The organism is Hymenobacter mucosus (assembly GCF_900188255.1).
In the GTDB taxonomy this organism is placed as follows: Bacteria; Bacteroidota; Bacteroidia; order Cytophagales; family Hymenobacteraceae; genus Hymenobacter; species Hymenobacter mucosus.
Map to the genome: position 1 here is coordinate 64,323 of NZ_FZNS01000002.1, position 24,176 is coordinate 88,498.

The window sequence follows — 24,176 nt, forward strand, 5'->3', positions numbered from 1 at the left end:
CCAACTCTTCAGCAGTCGACCGGATTGGGAAACGCACAAAAAAGGCCGCTACCTATCGGCAGCGGCCTTTTGTTCTCTAGCTCAGAAAGACTATTCCTTCAGGAAGCGGCGGACCAGGGTAGCGCCACTTGCCGTTTGCACCTTCACAAGGTAAGCGCCCGTTGCTAGTTGGCTTACATCAAGGGTAGCGCTCAGGGAAGCGTCCAGGGTCTGCTGCATTACCAGCACGCCGGTTGTGGTGTACACCGCGAGGGTAGCCTGCGGTGCTTCTGCCGTCAGGCGTACGTGCAGCACGCTGCTGGCCGGGTTGGGGAAGATGACTAGGTCTTCCTCGGCCGGGCCAAAGGTTACCACCCGAATTTGTGAGGAACTGGCTTTGCCGTCCGTATCTACTTGGCGCAGGCGGTAGTAGAGCGTTTTGGCGAGGCGGCTAGCTACGGCATCGGTGTAGGTGTACTGCTGGGTAGCAGTGGTAGTACCGCGGCCGGCTACCTGCCCTGCCTTCTCGAAGTTCACCCCGTCTACTGAGCGTTCTACCTCGAAGTGGTCGTTGTAGAGCTCCTGGGCAGTTTCCCAAGTCAGCAGCGCATTCTTACCCTGACTACGTGCTTCGAAACGCACCAACGACACCGGAAGCGGTGCCCCCCCAATGGTGAAGCGCACGGGCTGGGTAGTGGTACCCCCAAACTCGTCAATGGTAGTTACATTGACTACGTAGTCGCCGCTACGGAGCAGGCTGCGGTTGCTAACGCTGATGCGGCCCGTAGTGGCATTTAGGGTTAAGCCCATGCCGCTGAGCAGGTTGGTACCGGCGGCATCAGTGGTAGCCGAACGGATGCCGGTGTCGGTCATCGTGGTTTGGCTGGTAGCGCTGCTGAAGCTGTATTCTCCACCATTAGCGTCGAAAGCAGCCGTAATGAGGTCACCATTTTGGTATGCATTGCCCGTGCCACCTTTCACCACCCCCGATGCATACGTGGCCGCATTATCTAGGCCCACTGGAATGCTGTAGAGGGCCGGTGCCGATGCGGCGCCCGTATTGTCGGTGGCCGTGAAGGTGAAGAAGGCATTACCCACGAAGCTGCTCACGGGGTCGAAGCGCAGGTTACCAGCGGTAGCAGCCGTGAGTACAAAGCGGCCGTTGGTGAGCGCCACGGGAGAGTAGTTAACGCCATCGGCCGCGTAGAATAGTACCCCTTGGGCTGTGGCGTTGGGCAGGGAGGTGATGGCGTAGATGCTGATGGTGCCATCTACGTCGGTAGCGCTTAGTGCCGAAATAGGCAGGGCAGTTGCCGAGGTATTGCCATCGGGTGCCGTAAGGCTATTTACTACTGTGTTTGCCACGGGCACCTGGTTGCTCAGCGTTGTCCGGTAGGTTTGGGTATCATCGCCCGTTGATGACTGAGTCGTGTTGGTGGCGGCAGTAGCGGCAACTGTGTACGACGCCCCGGTAGTGGGGGCCCGGAACGTGATGGTGTACCCAACCGAAGCTGCTTGCCCAGGAGACAGAGCACCCACCGCGGGGAAGGTGACCAGACCCGTAGCTGGGTCATAGCTACCGCCACCCGAAATGATTACCGTAGCGGGGTCGAGGTTAGTCGGAATCTGGGCCGTGGCGCTTACCCCCGTCGCCAATGAAGGACCATCGTTGATGACACGCACCAAGTAGGTCACCGCCTGCCCAGGCAGCACCGTATTTTCCAGCGGAGTGGTTTGGAGGCTAGCGCTGCGCACTTCCGCGCGCACGTTGCTTACCGATGTCACAGCCACGGTGGCTAGCGCCGTGTTGTTGGTCGCTACGCCGTCGCTGTTGCCACCCGATACGCTGGCTACCGCCGTGAGGGGGCCAGTGCCAGGTGCGGTTACGACAATGGTGTTGGTCAGTGCCGCAGCTGCGCCGCTGGCTAGTGAAGTCACCGTGGGGAACGTCACAATGCCAGTAGTAGGGTCGTAGGTGCCGGCGTTGGAAATAGTGAGCGTAGCGGGATTGAGCCCCATGGGCAATGCCATCCGCTGCACAACGGCCGGAGCGGTAGTGGTGCTGTTGTTGGTTGTTGTGAGAGTGAATGTGACGCTCTGGCCTGCTGCTACACTCGTAGTGCTGGCACGAACGGCTACCGACAAATCCTCGGCTGTGCTCGTAGCCCGAAGCACGCTGGTGGTATACGTTGCCGTATTGTTGGTGCGGGCTAGGTCATTGGTGCTCGTGGGCATATTAGCCACGGCCGTAACACTGATGGCCGACACGTCGGGAGCCGAAAAGGTGATGGTGTTCGACATGGAGCCTGCATCCCCTACGGGTACCTCCGTCCGGGTCGGGAACGTCACTACCCCAGTGGTAGCATTGTAAGCCCCCGCTATAATTGCCCCGGCAGCATCACGCACCACTACGGTGGTCAGGTCCGTGGGCAGTTGCACGGTAGTAGTGAGGCTGGCGGCGGGCGCAGTGCCATTATTCACCGTACGAACCGTGTATACTACGGGGGTGCCCTGTATTACTACATCGGGGCCGGCAATGGTGGCTGCTACATCCGAAGCACGCGTAGAGGTAGCCACTACAGTGCTCGTGTTATTGGCAGCTACGTTGTCGGGGGTAGTCGTGGTCAGAAAGGCCGTGGCCGAATAAGAGCCAGCAGGTGCATCAAAGGAAATTACGTTCGTAACCGATTGACCAGGGGCCAGGCTGCTGATAGCGGGGTAGGCCAGCAGCCCCTGGTTGGGCTGGGCATCTACGGTGCCGGTGGTGTTAGGGCCCAGGTTGCTAGTGTACGTGAGGTTGGTAGCGCCCGGAGGCAAGCTCACGAATTGCTGCACGTTGCTAGCTGGTACAGTGCTGGTGTTGGTTGTCGTGACGGTATAAGTCACGCGCTGGCCAGCCGTCACAGTCGTTGGGCCCGAAATTGTGGTGGCAACATCCGTAGTCGGCCGAACTGTTACGATGGCAGAAGCTACGTTGTCGGCTACCACCACGTCAGCAGAGGTGGTGCTAGCACTTGCATCGAACAGGAGAGGTCCGGCGGCCGGGGCTGCGAGCCGCACAGTGTTGGTTTGGGCGGCGCCGGCTACTAGGCTAGTAGAAGGCCAGGTTACAATGCCCGTGGTGGGGTTATACGAACCGTTGCCGGAGATGGTGAGGCTGGCGGCGCTGAGGCCAGCGGGCAGCGTGAGTTGCTGCACTACCCCGGTGGCGGCGCCCTCCCCAGCGTTGGTCGCTGTGGCCGTTACGAGCAGAGCAGTGCCCGGCGCCACGTTGGTTACAGCAGTACCGCCGCTGGTGACGCCAACGGCCGAGTACACGTTGGCCGCCATGCCCGACGTTGTGCTAATCGTGGTTGCTACGGCCGAGGTATTGTTATTGGTTACGGCTTCGCCGGTAGCGCTTACGCTAGCAGTGGGCGTAAACGTGCCAGCGGCCGTGGGAGCAGTTAGACTAATGGTGTTGCTCACCGTTTGACCAGCCGCCAGCATCCCCAGGCTTGGGAAAGTTACTACCGTGGTATTGTTGGTTGAGTTATAGGCGTACGTACCGTTATTTGAGAGGAATAAGCCCGTTTGATTACCAGGTAGGGTCACTGCCTGGGCCACGTTGGTGGCGGGCGAAGGCCCGCTGTTTCTGGTAACCACCGTGTAGGTAATGCCCGTGCCAGTACCGGCAGCAGCAGGTCCGCTCAAGGTCGTCGTCAGGTCGAAGCTCGGCGTCACGTTCACCGTGGCGGTGGCGTTGTTGTTGGTTGTGATGGCGTCGGCGGTAGTGGCCGTAACGCTGGCAGCACCAGTGAAAGGGCCCGTAGCTGGCACTAAGAAGCTCACACTGTTTGACACGTTGCTTCCGCTGTTCACGCTAGTGGTGGGGAAGGTAACCAAGCCCGTGCTGCTGTTGTAGGAGCCACCGTTGGCAAAGGTTAGCGCCCCGTTGGGGCCAGGACCTGTAAGGCCGGCTGGCAACTGCAGCGTGGGCACTACTCCGGTAGCGGCCGCCGCCCCGTTGTTGGTAGTTTGCACCGTGAAGGTCAACGCCTGGCCTGCGGTGGCAGTGGTAGCATTAGCAGGGGCAGTAATTGCCACGGCCAAATCGGCGGTGGGCTGCTGCACCGTTACGGCAATGTTGGCCTGGTTAGTAGGCGCACCAGCAGCGTCCTGCACGAGGTAAGGCGTAACAGCCGTCCCCACGAAGCCAGCCACTGGCACGAAGGTCACCACCCCGCTCGTATTCACCGAGAAGGTACCATTAGGCGTTGTAATGGATGGTTGAATGCCGGCCTGATTAGGATTGAGGTCAACCGTGGCCGCATTAAAGGAATTCTCAGGGTCAATGTCGTTGGCTAGAATGTTGAGGGTAGCGTTCGAGCCCGAAGTGATAGTCACCGCGTCGGCCACGGCCGTAGGAGCCAGGTTACACGAACCGAAGTACACATCATCCACGGCCAGGTCGTTGCCACCCACAGCCGTGCTCACGTTCCGAATCTCAAAGGTGGCGGTGGTGTTGGTGCCGGAAAACCACACATCGGAGAACTGCACCCACTGGTCCGGCGACTCGTTCAGAGTAATCGTACCCGACACAGATTCCCCGTTGATAACAAACCCAAGCTCGGGTACCCCACCATTGCTGCTGGGCGCCAAGAGGTTGTTGAAGAAGGCCGAAAAGGTATAGTAACGCCCTGGCTGCACCGTTACGGTCTGGGCATACAGCGTCCGGATAGAGGCCGCGCCGTTTACCATCAGGAAGTTGTCGTTGGTGCCGCCGGTGTGGCCCGTACCCACGAAATTGGGGTGGTACGTGGCGGCATTGGTGCCTACCGCGTAGGTTCCTTCCGGGTAAATGCCCGTAGCATTGTTGCCAATAGTATAGCCCGCCGCCACGTACCGGTAGGTAGTAGTAAAGCCTGTGTTGCCATTGGTAAAGGCAGGGTTCACAAGCAGGTTGTTGCCCGTAGCCGATGTACATGCCGTGCTAGTACTAAACACGCGCAGGTTTACCGTAGCTGCCGCGGAGCACATCGAGGGCGTACTATTGTCGCAGGCTGTGTACGTGAAGCTGTCGGGGCCGGTATAGCCCGTAGTTGGGGTGTAGGAGTAGGTACCGTTAGAGTTCAGGATAACGGTGCCGTGGGCCGGGGCCGTACCCAGCGCAACGGTGAAGATATTCTGTTCCTGATCATAGTCGTTGAGCACCACGTTGCCACTCACGGTTGTATTGAGCGGCACGTCGCGCGAGTCATTGGCTACCACGGGCGGACGGTTCGGGGCGTTGATGGTGTACGTAGCCGCCGTTACTGAGCGCATCCCTTGGTTATCGGTAGCGAAGTAGGTAAACGAGGTGGTACCTGAATAGCCTGCGTTGGGCGTAAATGTTAGATTGCTGGCGTCACTAGCCTGCACCACCTGATTAGCTATTACGGCCGTGCCGTTGAGAGCCAGCGTCCCGTTGGCCGGCAAGGCAACAATGGTAAAGTTGGCAACGCTGCCGTCAGGGTCGCTGCCACTTAGAGCCGCCAAGTTGTAGCCAATGGCTGGTAGTGTGTAGTTGATGGCAGTTGCTACGGGCGGCAAGTTGCCCCGGCCGGCGCACAAGGCCGAGTTAGGCACTACTTGCTTAGAAATACCCGGCCCGGCGTACGAGAGCGTAAGTGCGTTATCCGCAGTGTTATCCCCGTAGAAGATCATGATGTTGTGCAAACCAGCCGTGAGGGTAACGCTGCCGCTTTTTTCCAGCAGGCTATGTCCTCCGCCATTATTCACCACGGCAGACGCTGCAGTAGGCGTACTTGCCAGCGCGGCGGCATCCAGCCAGAGGTAGGAAGCATCGTCGGAGTTCAGGAAGAACGTGTATGAGCCCGTAGTAGGAATGTAAATGCTACCCCGGTAACGGGCGCTGAAGGCGTCCGGATTGGCATTGGAACCCGTGCCTGCTCCTGCGGGAGTTACCAGGTTACCAAAACTAGCGTTGGTGGTAAACTCCAGCTGCGCATCAGCGCGACGCAAATTGGGAGTACGGTTTTCGAAATAGGCGAAGTTGTCGGCGAAGTACCCGTTGTAGTATTCTGCGGTCAGGCCGCTACGCGCCGTGCCATCCAGGTAGGAAGACCCGCAGCCGACGGGTCCGGCCACCGCTTGAATAGGAATGGTGAAAGTGGCTCCATTTGATACCAAGCCAGCATCATCGGTAGCCGTGTAGCTGAATACTGAGTTGCCACCGGAATATGTATCAGCCGGATCAAAACGAATGCTGGCCATTTGGGCCGTCGTAATCGTTTGACCAGCAGTTACGGCTCTGTAACCACCACCTAGGAGGCCAGCATCATAGTACAGGGTTCCCTCATTGCCGGGTGGCAGTTGCGTAATGGTGTACGAAGCAATAGTCCCCCCGTCGGCGGCAACTACAGGTGAGTCGATATCCGTTTGACCCGCTGTACTTGCTAGGGCTGTCGCATTGGTTACGTTGTTGGCCACGGGAGCCGCCCGGCACCAAGTTATCTGATCGATACCGACTAGTTGGACACTGGGAGTAGTTCCCCCAGTAGTATTGCGATACGTGAGCGTAATGCTAGTAACGCTGCCCGGATATGTTGCCGTTACAGTACCAGCAGTGTTATCGCCAACGGAAGTAGTTCCGGTGGCCATCACTCCGGTAATAAGTACTGTACTTCCTGTAGGACGACTCAGCGTAGGTGTCACTGTCGCCCCGTTATTGCTACCAGCAAAGGTTACCTCATCCGTGTATCCCGGAATACCGTTGTCAACGTCCTGTAATCGGATAGTTAGGCCCGATACGGGCCGATTAAAGTTAAAGATGACGGTAGACGAAGGTGCCGTGCTTCCTACTGGTTGGTTATCAGGATAGTCATTCTGCCACGCCAGCATTGTGGTGCCGTTGATCCCTCCCGTTGTAAATAGAGAGGCTGGGTCACTAGAGGCGTAGCCACTGGTACCAATAGTAGTAATAGTGGAGCCAGCAGGAGCAGCCTGCGGAGCACGATTTTTCCAGTTGCCGCTGGCAGCCGTCGTGTTAAAGGTAAATGTGGTAGTTGCAGCCGCGGTGCATTGCGCCTGAGCCTTACTGCTTATTCCTGCCCATAGCCAAAGCCCCACCAAGGGAGCCCAGGAACGTAACGGTGTTTTCATGCAGATTTAGATAGATACGAATGGGCATTTACCTCGTGCTATGCCCCAATGTCATCCCAAATCTAGCAAGCACTTTCCTAACAAAATGCAATTCAATTCTAAGGCGCCCAACGGTAGCTATACCTATTTTAACGCCTATATCTAGTGTTTTAACCTGGATTTAATTTCATTCCCAATAATGGAAATCATTCCTAAATTGAGAGAATAATTATATATTAAAAATAACGCATGTACGCTCTACTATCTTACACTCTTAGCTCGACATTAGATTCACTGTATTCCAAGTTGGGAAACTGGCAGGCGGTACAGTCGAGGTTGATTTTTTTTACTCTGTCAGCGTGAATTTTCTCATATTATTTTTCTGTATCCTACGCTGCACCCTTCCTTTTTTGGTTTAGAAGAGGTAGCCAGCATACCTAGTACGGCCGTATTATCGGGCAGCTTACCGAGCACTTCGGGGCTTTTAGCCGGAAGCCTTGCTCCCACGAACAGGGCACCATGGTGTAGTATCTTTGAGGCCTGTGGCCCGCTTCTTATTCACTTGGCCTTAGCATTATATGAACCCAAGACTGCGTGAATGGCTGCGGCGCTACCTGCCTGCTGAGCTGCTATCGGTGGTGGCAACGCTGGCGGGCGCTTGGCTGACGCTACACGCTACGGGCAATGACCTGCGAGCTGCGCTAGCGGGCACATGGGCAGGTAACGTGGCGTACTTCGGGTTGCTTTTAGGACAAGATGCAGCCTTAGCTCGGCGCCAGCTTCGTGCCCAACAGCGGCAATACACGGTGCGCACCTTCGGCCGCAACGTGCGGGCCCTGGCAGTAGAGTTTGGCTTAGCGGAAGTGGCCGACAGTTTTCTTATTCGGCCGGCCCTCATGTATTATATCCCCCGGTGGCTGGGCAACTTTGCGGGCGGCATCTTGCTAGCCAAGTTCGTGGCCGACATCACGTTCTACATCCCTGCAATTATCAGCTACGAGCTTAGCAAACACCGCTTGCGCAATTTTGATCAGCCCTGACGCACGAACTTACTCCCTGCGTCGGGCCGCCAAAACGAAGCTGCGTGGTATGTCAATGCCCCACGCACTTGCAAAAAGTATGGCCTGCTGGGGTAGCCAATCCGTAGCGCTACCCGTAGTACCACTATACCAACGCCGCCCTCCACCCCATGCAAAAGACAGACTCCACGGCCTTGGCTCTGCTAGCGCAAAAATGTCCGCGCTGCCACCAAGGGCCCTTATTTACCCATAGCGCTTTCAACATCAGCAAGTTTGCGGACATGCCGGAAGCCTGCCCCGTATGCGGTCAGCGCTACGAACCTGAGCCAGGTTTCTACTGGGGTGCTATGTATATCACCTTTGCGTTTTCGACGGGTATTATGCTGGTTGTTGGCTTCTTGGTCTACCACCTGCTGCACGACCCCGATACGTGGGTGTACGTAACGTGGGTTGCTGTTATGTCGATTCTACTCACGCCTCTGAGCTTGCGCTACTCGCGTACGCTCATGCTGTACTTATTTGGGGGAGTACATTATGATCCTAACCGCGGCTCCTCTTCGCGCCGCCCCACTCCTTCGGCTTAAGGCACCCTGAAGGCAACCCTAGCGCTGCCACACAATAAGCAAAAAGCAGTAAGTTGGAAGCATGTCCCGATTCTCCTTTTCTCTGCTGGGCGGCTTGCTACTAGCTGCTACGGCTTGCAACCAAAACCCCATAGCCTCCGACGCTGAGTGTGCCCCCGCTCCACCCGCAGCCTATACTATTAAGCACCCAGCCTGGGCCGATTCGGCTAGTATCTACGAGGTAAACATTCGGCAATACACACCCGAGGGTACGTTCCGGGCCTTTGAGGCGCACTTGCCTCGGCTTCAGAAAATGGGCGTGGGCATTTTGTGGCTGATGCCCGTGCAACCCATTGGTAAGCTCAACCGCAAGGGTAGCCTGGGCAGCCAGTACTCCATTCAGGACTACCGGGCCATCAACCCCGAGTTTGGTACGATGGAAGACTTGCGCCACTTAGTGCAGGAAGCCCACAAGCGCGGTATGCACGTGATACTAGACTGGGTGGCCAACCACACTAGTTGGGACAGCAAGCTCCGGCAAGAACACCCCGAGTGGTTTACGAAAACAGCCGCGGGCGGCTTCAAGCCCCCCGTAGCCGACTGGCAGGACGTCATTGACCTGGACTACTCCCGGCCGGAGCTACGCCGCTACATGACCGAAACCATGGCGTTCTGGCTCCGTGAAGCCGACTTGGATGGGTTTCGTTGCGACGTGGCGGGCTTGGTGCCTACTGACTTCTGGAACAAGAATCGGCAAGAGCTGGAGCGCGTAAAGCCCGTGTTCATGCTAGCCGAGTGGGACGAACTCTTCCCTCCTACCTTCATCAGCCGGCGGGAGTTTGATCCGCAGACGCACCTGCTGGAAAAGGCTTTCGACATGACGTACGCCCTGCGCCTGCATGGGCTGCTAGATAGCCTGGGCCAAGGTAAAGCCTCGGTAGCCCTCCTCGACACCTACCGCGCGGCGGAAAGCCGCCGCTACCCAGCCCAGGTGTACCTCATGAATTTCACTACATCGCACGATGTGAATAGCTGGGATGGCACGGAGTACGAACGCCTAGGACGCAACGCATTGCCGCTGGCGGTACTGGCCGCCACGCTGCCCGGTATGCCCATGGTGTACAGCGGGCAGGAAGCAGGCCTGAAAAAGCGCCTACGTTTTTTCGACAAGGATACCATCCCCTGGCAGGACTACCCATTGCAGGACTTCTACACGAAGCTGCTGCAACTGAAAAAGCGCCACCCCGCCCTGCGCAATGGGGACCCATGCAGCCACTTTGGGCGGCTGCCCGCCTCTAGCAGCCCCGAGGTGTACGCCTTTGTGCGCCGCAAGGAGGATGCCGTGGTACTCACCGCCATCAACCTAGGCAAACAGCCCCACGAAATTACCCTAGCCCAGCTAGGGCCGGGCACCTACCGGGAGCTATTTAGCGAACAAATACTCAAGCTAGGCTCAGGATCTAAAGTGCTACTGCCTGCCCACAGCTACCGCGTGTATGAGCGCCTGCCTGACCCCGATACCAGTTGGTTTTAAGCCGCAGCGGGTAGCTCACTTGTGCAGGCTCAACCACTGGCTTCCCTACTTCTTAACCTAATAGACAACCACTCCCACAGGAGAGTAGCTTGGCATATGATGGCCTAGTAGCTCTATCGTGCGGCGGTTTTAACGGCCTGTGCAGGTAGCCAAACCAGCGCTTTCTGCGTAGGCAGTCGAGTTTGTAGTCCAGCTAACGCGCAACCACCGTGTCTGATTTCGTTTTGCACCCCGAGGCCCACCTGTTTCAAGTACAGCACCCTACCTGGGCTGCTCACGCCAGCATTTATGAAGTGAATGTGCGCCAATTCACGCCTGAAGGCACGTTTCGGGCCTTTGAGGCGCACCTGCCCCGACTAGCGGCTATGGGCATTACCATTGTGTGGCTGATGCCGATTCATCCCATTGGTAAGCTCAACCGCAAGGGAAGCTTGGGCAGCCAATATGCCGTGCAAGACTACTTTGGTGTGAACCCCGAGTTTGGCACCCTCGACGACCTGCGCCACCTAGTCCAAACGGCCCACAGCCTGGGTCTTTATGTGCTACTAGACTGGGTAGCCAACCACACCAGCTGGGACAACCCGCTGGTAGCCCAGCACCCCGAGTGGTACACCCAGGATGCTGCCGGCAACTTTGTGCCGCCCGTGCCCGATTGGCAGGACGTTATCGATCTGAACTACGATAACGATGAACTGCGTCGCTACATGACCGACGCCTTGCTGTACTGGGTGCGGGAGGCCGACATCGACGGCTACCGTTGCGATGTGGCAGGACTAGTGCCCACCGACTTTTGGGATGCTGCCCGCCGGGAATTAGACCAGGTGAAGCCCGTATTTATGCTGGCAGAATGGGACGAGCTGTACCCTTCCGGCGGCCTCACCTGGGAGGAATTTAACGGCGACACCAAGCTGCTGGAACGCGCCTTCGACATGACGTTTGGCTTGCGCTTACACTACCTGCTCGACCACGTTGCGGAGGGCAAGCAGCCCCTGCACGACATCGATGTCTACCTCGCCGCCGAACGGGCCAAGTATCCGCCCTCTGTGTACTTGATGCACTTTACCAGCAACCACGACGTAAATAGCTGGGACGGCACGGAGTATGAGCGGCTGGGTCCCAATGCCCTCCCGTTTGCCGTGCTCACCTGCCTGCTGCCTGGCATGCCGCTCCTGTACAGCGGGCAGGAAGCTGCCCTCAACAAGCGGTTGGCATTTTTTGATAAGGATACGATAGACTGGCAGAACTATCCCCTGCAAGGCTTTTACACCCGCCTGCTTCATCTCAAGAAGCGCCATTCTGCCTTGCACAATGGCGTACTGGAAAGCCGATTTTACCGCCTGCCCTCTTCCCCCAGCGTGTACGCGTTTGTGCGCCAACATGGCACGGCCGCTGTGCTCGTAGCCATCAATATCAGTACTGAGCCGCAACCTGTACTACTGCCCGAAGCCGCGGCTGGCACCTACCACGATGTCTTCCAGGATGTGCCCTTGATGTTTCGCACCGACGATGCTATAGAAATACCGGCTCACGGCTGGCGAGTATTGGAAAAACAGCCGTAGGCTTCTCAAGTACGCGCTACGGCTTACCGGGCCCGTAAAGGGAGTTGGCTTCTGGCCTTCTCGCCGTGTAGTTTCTCGTTGAGGCCCTGCTTACAGCCACTTCAACTCTTTTAGAACAGTCTCGGTGCGGGCGCGGCGCCGGCCGCCAATCGCTCGTCGGCGCTGCGGCCAGTGGCAGGATCTGCATGGATGGCCAAATACACGGTGCGTCCATCGGCCCGATCTAGCCAGCCCACACACCAGCCATTATCAGCATCAACAGGGGAGTGAAAGCGCCAGCCAGTTTTACCGTGAAGGCTGTACTACGGGGTCTTTTGCAACAACAGCACCCGCTTTACGGCTCGTTGATGGCGTTTTTGCATTGCTAGCGTTTCGGCATGTAGGCGCCGCAGAAAGGCTCCCAGTGCAAATTGCATGATGCGAGAACTGCCATCCAGCTAGCAGGTATCGAGCGTGGAGGCCGTCACGACCATGCGCCCACAGCCCAGCTTGGCTAGCCACTTCTGCTAGTGGGTCGCGCGGGCGCAGCACCAAGCAATAAGGCCACCAAAACTAGAAGCATAAAAGCAACGCGCACAACCGACAGGGAGAATATAGCCGGAAAGTAACTACAGTGCTCCACCTGCTCAGTAACCTCTGGCCTGCCGCGTCGGTTTATACCCTAGCGGCTTGCGAGCCGGCACTTCTTTTTCATTTGATATTCCTGTATGCAACATCGTGAACTGGGCCGCTCCGGCCTGCGCATTGCGCCACTAGTGCTCGGTGGCAACGTTTTCGGCTGGACTGCCGATGAGGCCGCTTCGTTTAAGATTCTGGATGCTTTTGTAGCCGGCGGCGGCAACGCTATTGATACCGCCAACGTGTACTCGGCCTGGGTGCCGGGCCACCAGGGCGGCGAGTCGGAAACTGTAATTGGCAAATGGCTGCAGCAGCGCGGCCGCCGCGAGGACGTACTCATCTTCACCAAAGTGGGCATGCAAATGGGCGACGGCAGCCAAGGCCTAGCCAAAGACTACATCCGCCGCTCGGTAGAGGCCTCCCTGCGCCGCTTACAAACCGACTACATTGACCTGTATCAATCGCACCAAGACGACGAGACCCTGCCAGTTACCGAGCCGCTGGAAGAATACGCCAAGCTAATTGAGGAAGGCAAAGTACGGGCCATCGGAGCGTCCAACTTTTCGGCCGACCGCCTGCGGCAAGCCTTGGATGCCAGCCAGCAGGGCCTACCGCGCTACGAATCATTGCAGCCTCTCTACAACCTTTACGACCGCGCCGACTTTGAGCAGCAGCTTCAGCCCTTGGTGCAAGAGCATGGCGTGGGCGTGATTCCCTACTACGGCCTGGCATCCGGCTTCCTCACGGGCAAGTACCGCACCCAGGACGACCTTAAGAAGAGTGCCCGCGGGGGCGGCGTTGGGCAGAAATATCTGAACGAAAAAGGGCTGCAAATTCTTAGCGCGCTTGATGCGGTTTCGGCCCGCTTGCAGGCCACGCCTGCCCAGGTTGCCCTGGCTTGGATTATGGCCCAACCCGGCCTCACGGCTCCTATTGCCAGTGGCACTACCCCTGAGCAAGTAACCGAACTCCTCACGGCTACCGAGTTACACCTTAGCTCTGAAGACCTGAGCGAACTAGGCAGAGCAGGCGCATAGGCTAGCAGTTGCACCACTATTATCAACAAGAAAGGGCCCCGGCAGTAGATACTTCGGGGCCCTTTCTTGTTGGTAGAGGCTGGTTCAGTAGCACACGGCCATGCAGGGCTGCACCTAGCCCCAGGCGCGCATCCACCCAACGACGCTTTGGTTTAAAGGCAGATACGAGCAAAGTATACTACCTTGTACTGTCGGGTTCAGGTTGTAGCTTGCCTGGCTTTTACCCTGTTTCTCGCATGACTATCCGCGTAGCTTCTCACCAGGATATTGACGAACTCTACGGTCTCTGGCGCGAGCTGATGGACGAGCACCAGGCGTACCACCCAGTTTTTGGCTACCATCCTGCGGCTGAGTTTCAGCTTAAGCGCATGCTGCGGCACCGGGTAGCCGAAAAAAACACCCGCGTATTTGTGGCACAAGGCCGCTACAGAATACTAGGGTTGCTGGTGGCTTCCTATCAAATGGGCAACCCAGGCATGCACTTTTTCCGCCGGGGCTACATCGCCGAAACGGTGGTACGGCAAGCCTACCGCCGCCACGGGCTGGGGCGCGCATTATTTCAGGCTGCCTTAGCTTGGCTCAGCAGCCAAGGCGCCGATCATCTAGAGTTGCAGGTGGCAGCGGCCAACCCGGCGGCGCTGCATTTCTGGGAGTCATTGGGCTTCACCCCCACCACGGTGCACCTGATGCGGCCCCTCTCTACCCCAGGAACCGAGTAGAGTTCAGCGGTGCATACGAACCACAAAACCAACAGCAAGCTAACCGCAGCTCCTACTGTTGCGTTAGGCTACCTACGTGGCTCTGTTGGGCTTCGAGAATTTCGCCGTTCCTATGCTGTTAGCTGCCGATATAGAACCCTTTGACTGGAATCGAATTTTATTTTCGGCCGATGCGCCTCCCTTATTTCTGCTAGAGGTAGTGCTGCGGTGCATTGTCACCTACCTTCTTATGCTGGGGGCCCTGCGCATCACTGGGCGCCGGGGGGTGCGGCAGCTCTCTATTTTTGAACTGAGCATCATTCTGGGCCTTGGATCTGCCGCGGGAGATGCCATGTTATACCACGATACACCGCTGCTCTACGCGGCCATCGTGTTTGCTGTGGTATCGGTGCTGTACTTGCTATTCAACAAGCTGACGGAGAAGTTTCCCGGCTTCAGCGACTGGCTGGAGGGCAAACCCGTACTGCTAGTGGAAGACGGCAAAATTCAGCTAGAAAACTTCAACAAGCAGAACCTAACGCCCAAAGAGCTGTTCGGGGAGTTACGCCAGTTTCAGGTAGAACATCTGGGTCAGGTACGGCGGGCCTATATTGAGGCTACGGGCAACATGAGTGTGTACTACTATGAGGAGCAAGAACCCATCCGGCCTGGCTTGCCAATCTGGCCTGAACTCTTAGCCTCTGCTCGGCGGCGGATAGAAGAAACGGGGCTGCACGCGTGCACTTGCTGCGGCCACGTGCAGGAAATTGCGCGCGGAAACACTGCTTCTTGTCCTGTGTGTACCAAAGAAGATTGGATACCAGCGTGCGAAACTAGGCGTGCCGTCTAACTCGAATTGTTTGGCCGAGTAACAGATGCCCCGTGCTGACTTAAGTATCTGGGTTAAGAATCACTCCTAGCCTGCTGGTGCAAATGGTGGTGCAACCACTTCAGGAGGTCTTCATCAACCTGGTCCCGGCACTCATCGAGGCCGTGCTGGCAGCCCGGGTACAGCAAGATTTCCTTGGGCTGGTGGGCGATGCTATAAATGTGCTTGGAGCAGGCGGCCGGCAAAATCTCATCGGCGGTGCCGTGCATTAGTAGCAACGGGCGCGGACTTATGTGAGCGACGAGTTCGGTGCCGTAGGTCTGGCTGCTCATGGCCACTACTGCTGCTACCTGAGAACTTAGTGCTCCGGCCGTAATTACTACGGCCCCACCAAAGGAGTGCCCTACCAGGGCCACATGGCGGTAGCCTTGCTCTAGCAGATAATCAACTCCTAATAAGGTGTCGGCCACGCAGTCTTCCAAGTAGTTGGGCTTGCGGTAGTGTAAGCGCAACGAAGCCACACCTTGCAACGCCAACTGTGCGGCCAAGCGCGGATACATGCCCCAGGCTGGCCCGTCGAGCCCGCCGCCAGCACCTCCCACCCATACTACCGCAGCGGCGCCGGGGGCAGCAGGATGCAGCCGCGCCACAATTTCACCTTGGGTAGTGTGCAGCACCAGGGCTACAGCATCTCCGTCGTGGTTTGCTGTCGTTATGGATTCTAGCTGCACTATGCTTGCCCGCCGTAGCCTTTTCATGCTTGGTTAATTGGTGTTGGCTTTTTCAATGCATGTACTAACGCTCACCTAAAATAGGTGCGGCTGAGGTTGGTTGGTGCTCTTACCTAAGTACCTTATAGCAACCGCACCTCATGAATAACAAATACTTATTTATCAATTACTTAAACCAAAAATCTACTACAGATAGAGTAAGTAGCACAACTTATTAAAAGGTGAAAATCGGCGTCATACTTGGTAGCCTTGGAAAATCATTTCCTCCGATATTGCTGCCCATTCCAACTCGTTTCGCATGCTGCCTCTCCTCCACGTTCACCACATTGCAATCATCTGCTCCAACTACGCGGTTTCCAAACGATTTTATACCGATGTGCTGGGCCTGAGCATCATCCGGGAAGTTCACCGCCAGGAACGCGAATCGTGGAAGCTGGATCTGGCCTTGGATGGGCAGTACATTATTGAGCTGTTTTCCTTTCCCGAAACGCCCGCCCGTCTTTCTCGGCCCGAGGCAACGGGCTTACGGCATCTGGCCTTTGCCGTATCCGACATAGAGGCTACCGTGCGCGGTTTAGATGCCCATGGGGTAGCGTCAGAACCGCTCCGAGTTGATGAGTTTACGGGCCGCCGCTTTACGTTCATCCAAGACCCTGATGGTCTGCCGATTGAGTTTTACGAGCAGTAATTCCGGACCTACAGGGTAGTGATATAGTCTGCTAGCTTAGGCACCAATGTTCTTTCCGTGCATGCTGACTTTTGCTGGTGCCCATCCAAGTACGGTTGCCTGGTGCAGCCTGGGTAGGCATGTATTGGGAGGGGCCAACCCGATGTACGTCAGGTTATAACCGTCTGCCTACGAACACGGCGGAGCTTCAGAACCAGTCACTGCTCATTTTTTGCCGTATGAACCGGCATTCCGCGCTACCTTGCCCTCACTATGCCCCAACTTCCGCCGTCTCTCCCCTACCTTATCATCGACTTCGACAGCACCTTTACGCAAGTAGAAGGCCTTGATGAACTAGCTGATATTGCCCTCACTGGCCACCCCGATCGGGACTACGTAGTAGGCGCCATTCGGGCCCTAACCGACCGGGGCATGAGTGGGGAGCTCAACTTTTCGGAGTCTTTGAAGCAGCGGCTGGAGCTGCTACCTGCCCACCAGCGCCACCTGGCCATCCTGGTAGAGCGCCTCAAGGGGAAAGTATCGGAAAGTATTGTGCGCAACCGAGCCTTCTTCGAGCAGTTTCCGGGGCGCGTGTATATTGTTAGTAGCGGCTTCCGGGAGTTCATTGAGCCCGTGGTGGCCGAATACGGTATTGCTTCCGACCATGTGCTGGCTAACACGTTTACCTACGACGCCGACGGCCACATCACTGGCTTCGACCCCGAAAATGTATTGAGTCGGGACGGGGGCAAGATTGAACAGCTGCGCCGCCTCGACCTGAACGGGGATGTGTACGTGCTAGGCGATGGCTACACCGACTATCAGATTCGGGAGGCGGGCCTAGCCAACCGTTTCTACGCTTTCACCGAAAACGTGCGCCGCGACGCCGTAGTAGCCCGCGCCGACGAGGTGCTTCCTTCTTTCGACGAATTTCTTTACCAGAACAAGCTCCCGATGACCCTCTCCTACCCCAAAAACCGCATTCGCGTGCTGTTGCTCGAAAACCCCGACCCACGCGCCGCCGAACTTTTCCGCCAGGAAGGCTACCAGGTAGACACCGTACCCGGTGGCCTCGACGAGGACGAACTGGTGCAGCAGATTGAAGGGGTAAGCATTTTGGGTATCCGCTCTAAAACGCAGGTAACTCAGCGCGTGCTGGATGCCGCCAACCGCCTAATCAGCATTGGGGCCTTCTGTATCGGTACTAACCAAATTGACTTGGCAGGCTGCATGAAGAAAGGTGTGGCAGTATTTAACGCGCCTTTTTCTAACACGCGCTCAGTAGTTGAGCTGGCGTTGGGTGAGATTATCATGCTCGCCCGCCGCATTCCCGACAAAAATCCCAAGATGCACCAGGGCGAGTGGGATAAGTCGGCAAAGGGGTCATTTGAAATCCGGGGGAAAAAGTTGGGTATTATCGGCTACGGTAATATTGGCTCGCAGCTATCAGTGGTGGCCGAAGCCGTAGGCATGCAAGTGCTGTATTACGACGTGGCGGAAAAGCTACAGCTAGGCAACGCCGTAAAAGTGCGTACCCTCCAGGAGCTACTACAGCAGGCCGACATTGTAACTCTGCACGTGGATGGGCGCAAGGAAAACGCTAACCTCATTGGAGCCGAGGAGTTTGCTTTGATGAAGCCCGGCGCGCTGTTCCTGAACAATGCCCGCGGCCACGTAGTAGATGTAGCTGCCCTAGCAGCCGTACTCCGCTCGGGTCACCTGGGCGGCGCGGCCGTTGACGTGTTTCCGTACGAACCCAAAACCAACCAGGAAAGCTTCGAGAGCGAACTGCAGGGCCTGCCCAACGTGCTGCTTACGCCTCACGTGGGGGGTAGCACGGCCGAAGCCCAGCGCAACATTGCCGAGTTTGTACCCGAGCGCATCATGCAGTACGTGAACACCGGCAACACGCAGCAGAGCGTCAATTTTCCCAACATTCAGCTGCCGGAGCAGCAGGCCCACCGCCTCATTCACATTCACCACAATGTACCCGGTGTGCTGGCCCGCATCAACAACGTCCTGGCTCAGCACCACGTCAACATCCTGGGTCAGTACCTGAAAACCAACGAGCACATCGGCTACGTGATTACTGACATCGACAAGCAGTACGAGCAGGAAGTAATTGGGGAGCTGCGCAAAGTGGAGCACACCATCAAGTTCCGGGTACTGTACTAGTACGCAGTTACTGCCATGACCGTAGAAAATCAAGCGCAACACACCATTCCCGCCATTCGCCTGTTCAACACGGCAGATGGAAGCTGTACGTTTGAAGTGGGCACGCTGCCTACCGGAACGCCTTTGCACGTTAGCTATTTCGAAGGTCAGAATGCCATATTCGACTACCAGAAGAAGCTGCATCCTGCGCCACGTACGCAGTACGTAGTCACGTTGCGAGGCAAATTGCGCTTCACGGTCAGCAACGGCGACACATTTATTCTGGAGCCGGGTATCATTCTGCTGGCAGAAGACACGCAGGGACCGGGCCACTACTGGGACCTCATCGAAGGAGACACGTGGGAACGGCTCTATCTGCCCTTCACACCGGGGGCTACTCAGCATTTCACCCCTATGCAGCAAGACAGCTCCCAGGGCTCAACGTAGGTTTATTGTCAGGTAGTCGCTTTTAGTGTACGGCCCCAACACCACGGCCCCCAACATTCCCTTCGCGGGGCTGTTGGGGGCCGTGGTGTTGGGGCCTAGCTGGAAAGATTAGGTAGATTGCCGCCTGACTAGCTAGTGCTATTGGCAGCTTACGCGCTGGCTGGTGGTGCCCGCGGCAGTAGTCATTTGCAGCACGTATAGGCCGGCTGGCAATTGGGGAAGAGCTGGCAGCACTTTGGCAGCAGCAGAAAGTTGCAGCGTGGCGCGGTATACAACTTGTCCTCTCAGGTCTAGTAGGGCGATACCCGTGGCTTGCACGCCGGAACCAGCAGGCAGGGCTACGGTAAGCTCGTTGGTGAAGGGGTTGGGATAGGCTGCTGGGGCCGTAGCAGTAACGGCAGAGACTGTAGCAGCAACAGCAACCACGCTGGAATAGGTAGTCGTACCATCGAAGTCTACCTGCCGCAGACGATAGTAGCGCACAGCTGCTCCCAGGGTCGTACCATCTTGGTACTGATAGGCGCGGGTGATAGTGCTAGTACCAGCGGCAGCCACTTCCGTCACTGCCACGAAGGAAGTACCATTTTCAGAGCGCTCCACCACAAATTTTGCGCTGTTTAGCTCCTGGGCCGTAGTCCAGCGGAGCAAGGTGCCGGTGGTAGCTGCCTGGGCGGTGAAGGACGTAAGCTGTACGGGTAGTGGGCTTGCAACGCTTACTACCTGCTCGTACTGATAAATGGTGCCTATATCGTTGCCCACGAGCAAATCCAGATAGCCGTCGCCATCTACGTCAACCAGAGCTGGAGCGGCAAAGCCGCCTACGTCTACTGCCGTTTTATTGACGTCTGTCATTTGCACTGGGGTACTAAACGTGGCAGCATTTGCGGCCGTTTGCTCGGCTTGGTAGATGTACCCATCCTGGCTCCCCACAATCATATCAATCAGCCCATCACCGTCAAGGTCGGTGAAGACAGGCTTAGAGTACCCACCAACGTCGATAGTGGTAGCAGTAGTACCAGCGGTGGTTAAGTTTGTGGAGGTGGTAGAAAAAGCACCATTTGCCGTAGTTTGCTCATACCGTCGAACGGTACCATCAGCGCCACCCACCAGCATGTCGAGCAGGCCATCCCCATCCAGATCTACTATGGATGGCTTTACGGTGCTACCCGCAGTAATGCCCGGCAACGTACCAATGGTAGTGAAGGTAAGCGCGTTCATGGCCGACTGCTCGTACCGAGTAATGGTACCATCCTCGCCACCCACTAGCAAATCCAACAAACCGTCGCCATCCATATCAGTTACAACGGGCTTGGCATACTCGCGCGTAGCGCCTGCCACGTCGTTAACCAAAGTAGTACCGCTCGCCAGCTTTAGTTGGCCCAGGTTAGTGAAAGTAGATGAGTTTGCAGAAGCTTGCTCCAAGCGGTAAATGGTGCCAGTCGTCTCACCTACCAACAAGTCAATCAGGCCATCATGGTCAAGGTCCGTACTGGCGGCCGTGGAATACGTACCGGCGTCGAAAGCATTAAAGGAGTTCGTTACTAAGCGTAGAAAGCCGGTGCCAGCAGGGCGAGTAACTGTAAACTTGGAAGCACTCAGGGCCGTACCATTAGCCGTGGTTACGCGCAAATACCCTGTAATGGCCTCGCGTGGTACCTGCACACTTACAGAGGTTGCCGTGTTAGCGGGGCTTGCCAGAATACGCATCTGCTGACCATTCAATAAAACCGACAGCGTATTGCTTAGAGCAGTACCCGTGATAGTTACGGTGGTAGCAGCAATTCCTTGAGGAGCCTGGCCACTTGAGCCAGAGGTAGGCGTAAAGCTTACAATCGTTGGCGATATCACTTGCGCCAGACTAGCCAATGGAAAAAGCAGAACCGTGCTGAGCAGTGCCGTAGTGCGAGCAGAGTGGAGTAGAGACAGGGACATAGGATGTGGAAAGGCGTTTTGCGCGTGAGAAGGGAATTGTACCGCGCTCTTCAGGAGAGCAGCTTTGTTGTTCCGTTCTCTTTTTGACAAAACTATTATCCGATTTTCCCACTATGGTCCATATCAAGCCAAAATGAACCCTTTACTAGGTCAAAGGAGCCAGATTCTAGGTGAACTATTCCGGTAGGCTAGGCTTATTCATAGTTTCAAGCCTTTCTAAAGCCGTTCGTGTACTTGGATAAGAATCCGCTCCATTTCCTTCCTGATGGTGCTAGTTTCAGCCACATGGTTGTTATTCATGAAGCTAAAAGCCACTATTCTTCCTGATTTGGTACGCACGTAGCCGCACAGGTTGTGGTTGTTGGTTAGGGTGCCCGTTTTACCCCACAGCCACGGACCGCGGGCGTCACGATAGGTAGTGCGCCGGAGCGTACCCTGCCGCCCACCCGCCGCCAATAGGTCGAAAAGGCGTGGCTCGGGCACTTCCTGGTGCAGCTTGAAGAGCAGGGCTACTAGGGTGCGGGGCGTAACTAGGTTAAGACGAGAAAGGCCGGAACCATCCACCCAGCGCGGGGCGTCGGGCAAGTCCTGAAGGTAGCGACGACGCATTACCTGGATTACACGGGCCGTATTCAGAGAATCGGGACGGAGCGCGGACGAGCACATCAGCAGAAGCTGTTCGGCTAGAAAATTGTCGCTCACGCGCAGCATGCGCCGGTACAGCGAATCGACGGCTAAGCCCCGCAGCACACGCACCGAGTCCTGGGGACGCAAGCGAAGAACGGCCGGCACAATAGGGCGCCGCAAGGTATCCTGCAACAATTGCAGCAACAGCGCCGAACTAGTCCGAAAAGGCGTTTCATCTACCCAGTTGTTGGTGAAGGGAAATACCAAGAACCGGTTTCCCAGCTCTTGCCGGTGCACGTGGTCGTGCTCAGGGTTTGGCAGCCCCGCAGGAGCAGGTTGGGTTAGCGGTTTAAAAAACTGGGGCACTACACGCGGCGTTGGCTGACCCGCCCTGGCGTAGAAGCGCACTGTGTGTCCATAGATAGGAAACGGCCCGCGCTCCGGCTGAAAATAGTAGTTGTAGTCGTCCCACGTCCAGCCGGGTCCGTAGGCGTTTACGCAGGGAACGGGGGCGTATACTAGCTTTTCGGGGCGGTGCAGCAGAAAGTTGAAGGCCCGCGCCGAGGGTACGTCGCCGTGCAGCAAGGTAGGGTCGCCGGTGCCCCAGAACAGCAGCGTATCGGGGCGGACGATGTAGTGCAGGCTAGGCAAAGAATCAGGGAGCAGGTGTAGCCCGGCGTACAGACTAAACAACTTCATGGTGCTGGCCGGCGTGAAGTACCGGTCTTCATTCAGCCCAAATACTTGCTGCCCGGTAGCCGCATCGGCCAGGCAGACGCCTACCGTGTGCTGCCGCAGAACCGGAGAGCTTTGAATCAGTTGGGCCAACCACGCCGGATTAGGCAATGGGGGCAGAACGGTAGCCCGCGAAGCCGGTACCTGCGCCGATAATGAAAGGGCGAATACACACAAGATGCCCACCACTAAGGAGCGGCACATAGTAAGGAACACGGGCATGCAGGGAAAGCAACAGGTAAATACTCCCGCAACTTGGCCAAAAGCGCGGGGCTTTTCAACCCTGCCTACTGGTATACCCTACCCCACTAACGCTACCTACGTGGTCCGCATCCTGCTATGAATGACAGAAACAGGCAACCTGAGCCGCCTCAGAGAGTATGTTCTAGTGTCTTCTTCATCTGTTTGCTGTTTTCTATGTCCATCACCAACGAACTACTAAACACCGTGTTGCGCCATGCTGGCCAAGAGGTTTCGCGCAAAGAATTTCTATCTATGGCCGGCCGCGGACTAGCCGTAGGCGTGGCTGCTGGTGCACTGGCTAGCTGTCAAGATAAACCGGGCGCTACGGCCGCGGCGGCCGTACCTACCACGGGTACTCCTGCTTCGCAGGTAGATGCCTCTACTACCTACACGGCCGCCGACGGGCAGAAAGTACCCTCGTCGGAAGCGGTGTCGCCGCCCGCTAAAGTGCCCGCCGACGTAAACAAACCCATTGAGCTGGAAGCGTGGAAATCAGACGTAGACCCCAAGTCGGCCCTAACGCCTACTCCCCTCCCCCCAGACCAACGGGTAGGCTATGCGCTGGTAGGCTTGGGCCACCTTACACTGGAGGAGCTACTGCCCGCGTTTGGCCAGTGTAAAAAGTCAAAGCCAGTGGCGCTGGTAAGCGGCTCGCCCGAAAAGCTTAAGAAAGTAGCCCAGCAGTACGACATCAAGCCCGAAAGCTGCTACAGCTACGCTGACTACGACAAGCTTAAGGACAACCCCGAAGTCAAAGTGATTTACATTGTGTTGCCTAACTCTATGCACGCCGAATACACCATTCGGGGAGCCAAGGCGGGCAAGCACATCTTATGCGAGAAGCCAATGGCAAACTCGGCCAAGGAGTGCGAGCAAATGATTGACGCCTGCAAGAAGGCCAATGTGAAGCTCATGATTGCCTACCGCATACAGTACGAGCCTTACAACCGGGAAGTACGGCAGATGATTCGGGACAACAAGTATGGCAAGGTCAAATACATTCAGGCGCAAAACAGCCAGAGTTCGGCTAACCCCGACCACTGGCGCCACAAAAAGGCCTTGGCGGGCGGGGGCGCCCTGCCCGATATTGGCCTATACTGCCTCAACACCGCCCGCTTCCTTTTAGGTACCGAACCTACCGAAGTATTTGGCTACTCCTACAGCACGCCGGGCAACCCATTATTCAAGGAAATAGAGGAAGTAATGAGTTGGCAAATGCGCTTCCCGGACGGCATCATCGTGGATAACATCACCCATTACAACACCCACGACTCGCGCTTTTACCGCGTGAATGCGGAACGGGGCTGGATTCACCTCAACAATGCCTACGCCTACAAGGGCCAGCAGCTGCAAACCTCCCACGCCGAGGGGCCAGCCAAAATGGAGAATCACATTACCTTGAGCTCGAAAAACCAGTTTGCCGCCGAAATGGACCATTTCTCGGAGTGCGTACTAGCTAATAAGGACCCTCACACGCCTGGTGAAGAAGGCCTCCAGGACCAACGCATCATGGAAGCCATTTACCAATCGGCTCGGGAAGGGCGCCCCGTGAAGCTGGCGCCCGTGCAAGGCACCGACGTATTTCGTGGACCCGAACCGAAGGAAGCATAAGCTACCTCGTCCATTGTATTTTTTGGGAGCACCCGGCCGCTTTTTCGGAAGTTGCCGGGTGCTTCTGGTTT

Annotated in this window: 15 protein-coding genes; 11 read left to right on the forward strand and 4 right to left on the reverse strand. The window is 56.7% G+C overall.

What is annotated here, in order from left to right; translation table 11 throughout:
* Positions 1-90: 90 nt before the first annotated feature.
* A complete protein-coding gene (locus CHB83_RS04295) occupies positions 91-7,122 on the reverse strand; it encodes an Ig-like domain-containing protein (RefSeq protein ID WP_089331802.1) in 7,032 nt (2,343 codons plus the stop codon).
* A gap of 557 nt (positions 7,123-7,679) precedes the next feature.
* On the opposite strand from CHB83_RS04295, the gene CHB83_RS04300 reads away from it, so the two are divergent.
* From CHB83_RS04300 to CHB83_RS04330, 7 genes are all read left to right on the forward strand, one after another.
* Positions 7,680-8,141: a hypothetical protein gene (locus CHB83_RS04300; RefSeq protein WP_089331803.1), complete on the forward strand. Its 462-nt coding sequence runs from the start codon at positions 7,680-7,682 to the stop codon at positions 8,139-8,141.
* Between the two features lie 149 nt (positions 8,142-8,290).
* Positions 8,291-8,704: a DUF983 domain-containing protein gene (locus CHB83_RS04305; RefSeq protein WP_072144767.1), complete on the forward strand. Its 414-nt coding sequence runs from the start codon at positions 8,291-8,293 to the stop codon at positions 8,702-8,704.
* Between the two features lie 61 nt (positions 8,705-8,765).
* On the forward strand, positions 8,766-10,217 hold the full coding sequence (locus CHB83_RS04310) for an alpha-amylase family glycosyl hydrolase (RefSeq protein WP_089331804.1): 1,452 nt from the start codon (positions 8,766-8,768) through the stop codon (positions 10,215-10,217).
* 209 nt (positions 10,218-10,426) lie between these two features.
* Positions 10,427-11,776, forward strand: a complete 1,350-nt coding sequence (locus CHB83_RS04315) for an alpha-amylase family glycosyl hydrolase (protein WP_143436990.1) — start codon at positions 10,427-10,429, stop codon at positions 11,774-11,776.
* Positions 11,777-12,483: 707 nt separating this feature from the next.
* Positions 12,484-13,431, forward strand: a complete 948-nt coding sequence (locus CHB83_RS04320; RefSeq protein WP_089331805.1) for an aldo/keto reductase — start codon at positions 12,484-12,486, stop codon at positions 13,429-13,431.
* 236 nt (positions 13,432-13,667) lie between these two features.
* Positions 13,668-14,150, forward strand: coding sequence for a GNAT family N-acetyltransferase (locus CHB83_RS04325; RefSeq protein ID WP_045690017.1), 483 nt, complete (start codon positions 13,668-13,670; stop codon positions 14,148-14,150).
* A 112-nt stretch (positions 14,151-14,262) separates the two neighbouring features.
* On the forward strand, positions 14,263-14,979 hold the full coding sequence (locus tag CHB83_RS04330; protein WP_143436991.1) for a DUF421 domain-containing protein: 717 nt from the start codon (positions 14,263-14,265) through the stop codon (positions 14,977-14,979).
* 53 nt (positions 14,980-15,032) lie between these two features.
* On the opposite strand, the gene CHB83_RS04335 is transcribed toward CHB83_RS04330, so the two are convergent.
* A complete protein-coding gene (locus CHB83_RS04335; protein WP_089331806.1) occupies positions 15,033-15,716 on the reverse strand; it encodes an alpha/beta hydrolase family protein in 684 nt (227 codons plus the stop codon).
* A gap of 271 nt (positions 15,717-15,987) precedes the next feature.
* On the opposite strand from CHB83_RS04335, the gene gloA2 reads away from it, so the two are divergent.
* The 3 genes from gloA2 (at position 15,988) to CHB83_RS04350 (ending at position 18,957) form a co-directional block, all read left to right on the forward strand.
* Positions 15,988-16,377 carry an SMU1112c/YaeR family gloxylase I-like metalloprotein gene (gloA2, locus tag CHB83_RS04340; protein ID WP_045690016.1) on the forward strand — a complete coding sequence of 130 codons (390 nt, stop codon included), beginning with the start codon at positions 15,988-15,990 and terminating at the stop codon, positions 16,375-16,377.
* Between the two features lie 252 nt (positions 16,378-16,629).
* Positions 16,630-18,531, forward strand: a complete 1,902-nt coding sequence (gene serA / locus CHB83_RS04345) for a phosphoglycerate dehydrogenase (protein ID WP_089331807.1) — start codon at positions 16,630-16,632, stop codon at positions 18,529-18,531.
* Between the two features lie 15 nt (positions 18,532-18,546).
* A complete protein-coding gene (locus CHB83_RS04350; protein ID WP_179225453.1) occupies positions 18,547-18,957 on the forward strand; it encodes a cupin domain-containing protein in 411 nt (136 codons plus the stop codon).
* Between the two features lie 138 nt (positions 18,958-19,095).
* On the opposite strand, the gene CHB83_RS04355 is transcribed toward CHB83_RS04350, so the two are convergent.
* On the reverse strand, positions 19,096-20,889 hold the full coding sequence (locus tag CHB83_RS04355) for an FG-GAP-like repeat-containing protein (protein ID WP_089331808.1): 1,794 nt from the start codon (positions 20,887-20,889) through the stop codon (positions 19,096-19,098).
* 216 nt (positions 20,890-21,105) lie between these two features.
* Positions 21,106-22,473 carry a D-alanyl-D-alanine carboxypeptidase/D-alanyl-D-alanine-endopeptidase gene (locus tag CHB83_RS04360; protein WP_089331809.1) on the reverse strand — a complete coding sequence of 456 codons (1,368 nt, stop codon included), beginning with the start codon at positions 22,471-22,473 and terminating at the stop codon, positions 21,106-21,108.
* Between the two features lie 195 nt (positions 22,474-22,668).
* Here CHB83_RS04360 and CHB83_RS04365 point away from each other — a divergent pair, with 195 nt between their 5' ends.
* Complete coding sequence (locus tag CHB83_RS04365; protein WP_089331810.1) at positions 22,669-24,105, forward strand: Gfo/Idh/MocA family protein; 1,437 nt, start codon at positions 22,669-22,671, stop codon at positions 24,103-24,105.
* The last annotated feature ends 71 nt before the right edge of the window (positions 24,106-24,176 follow it).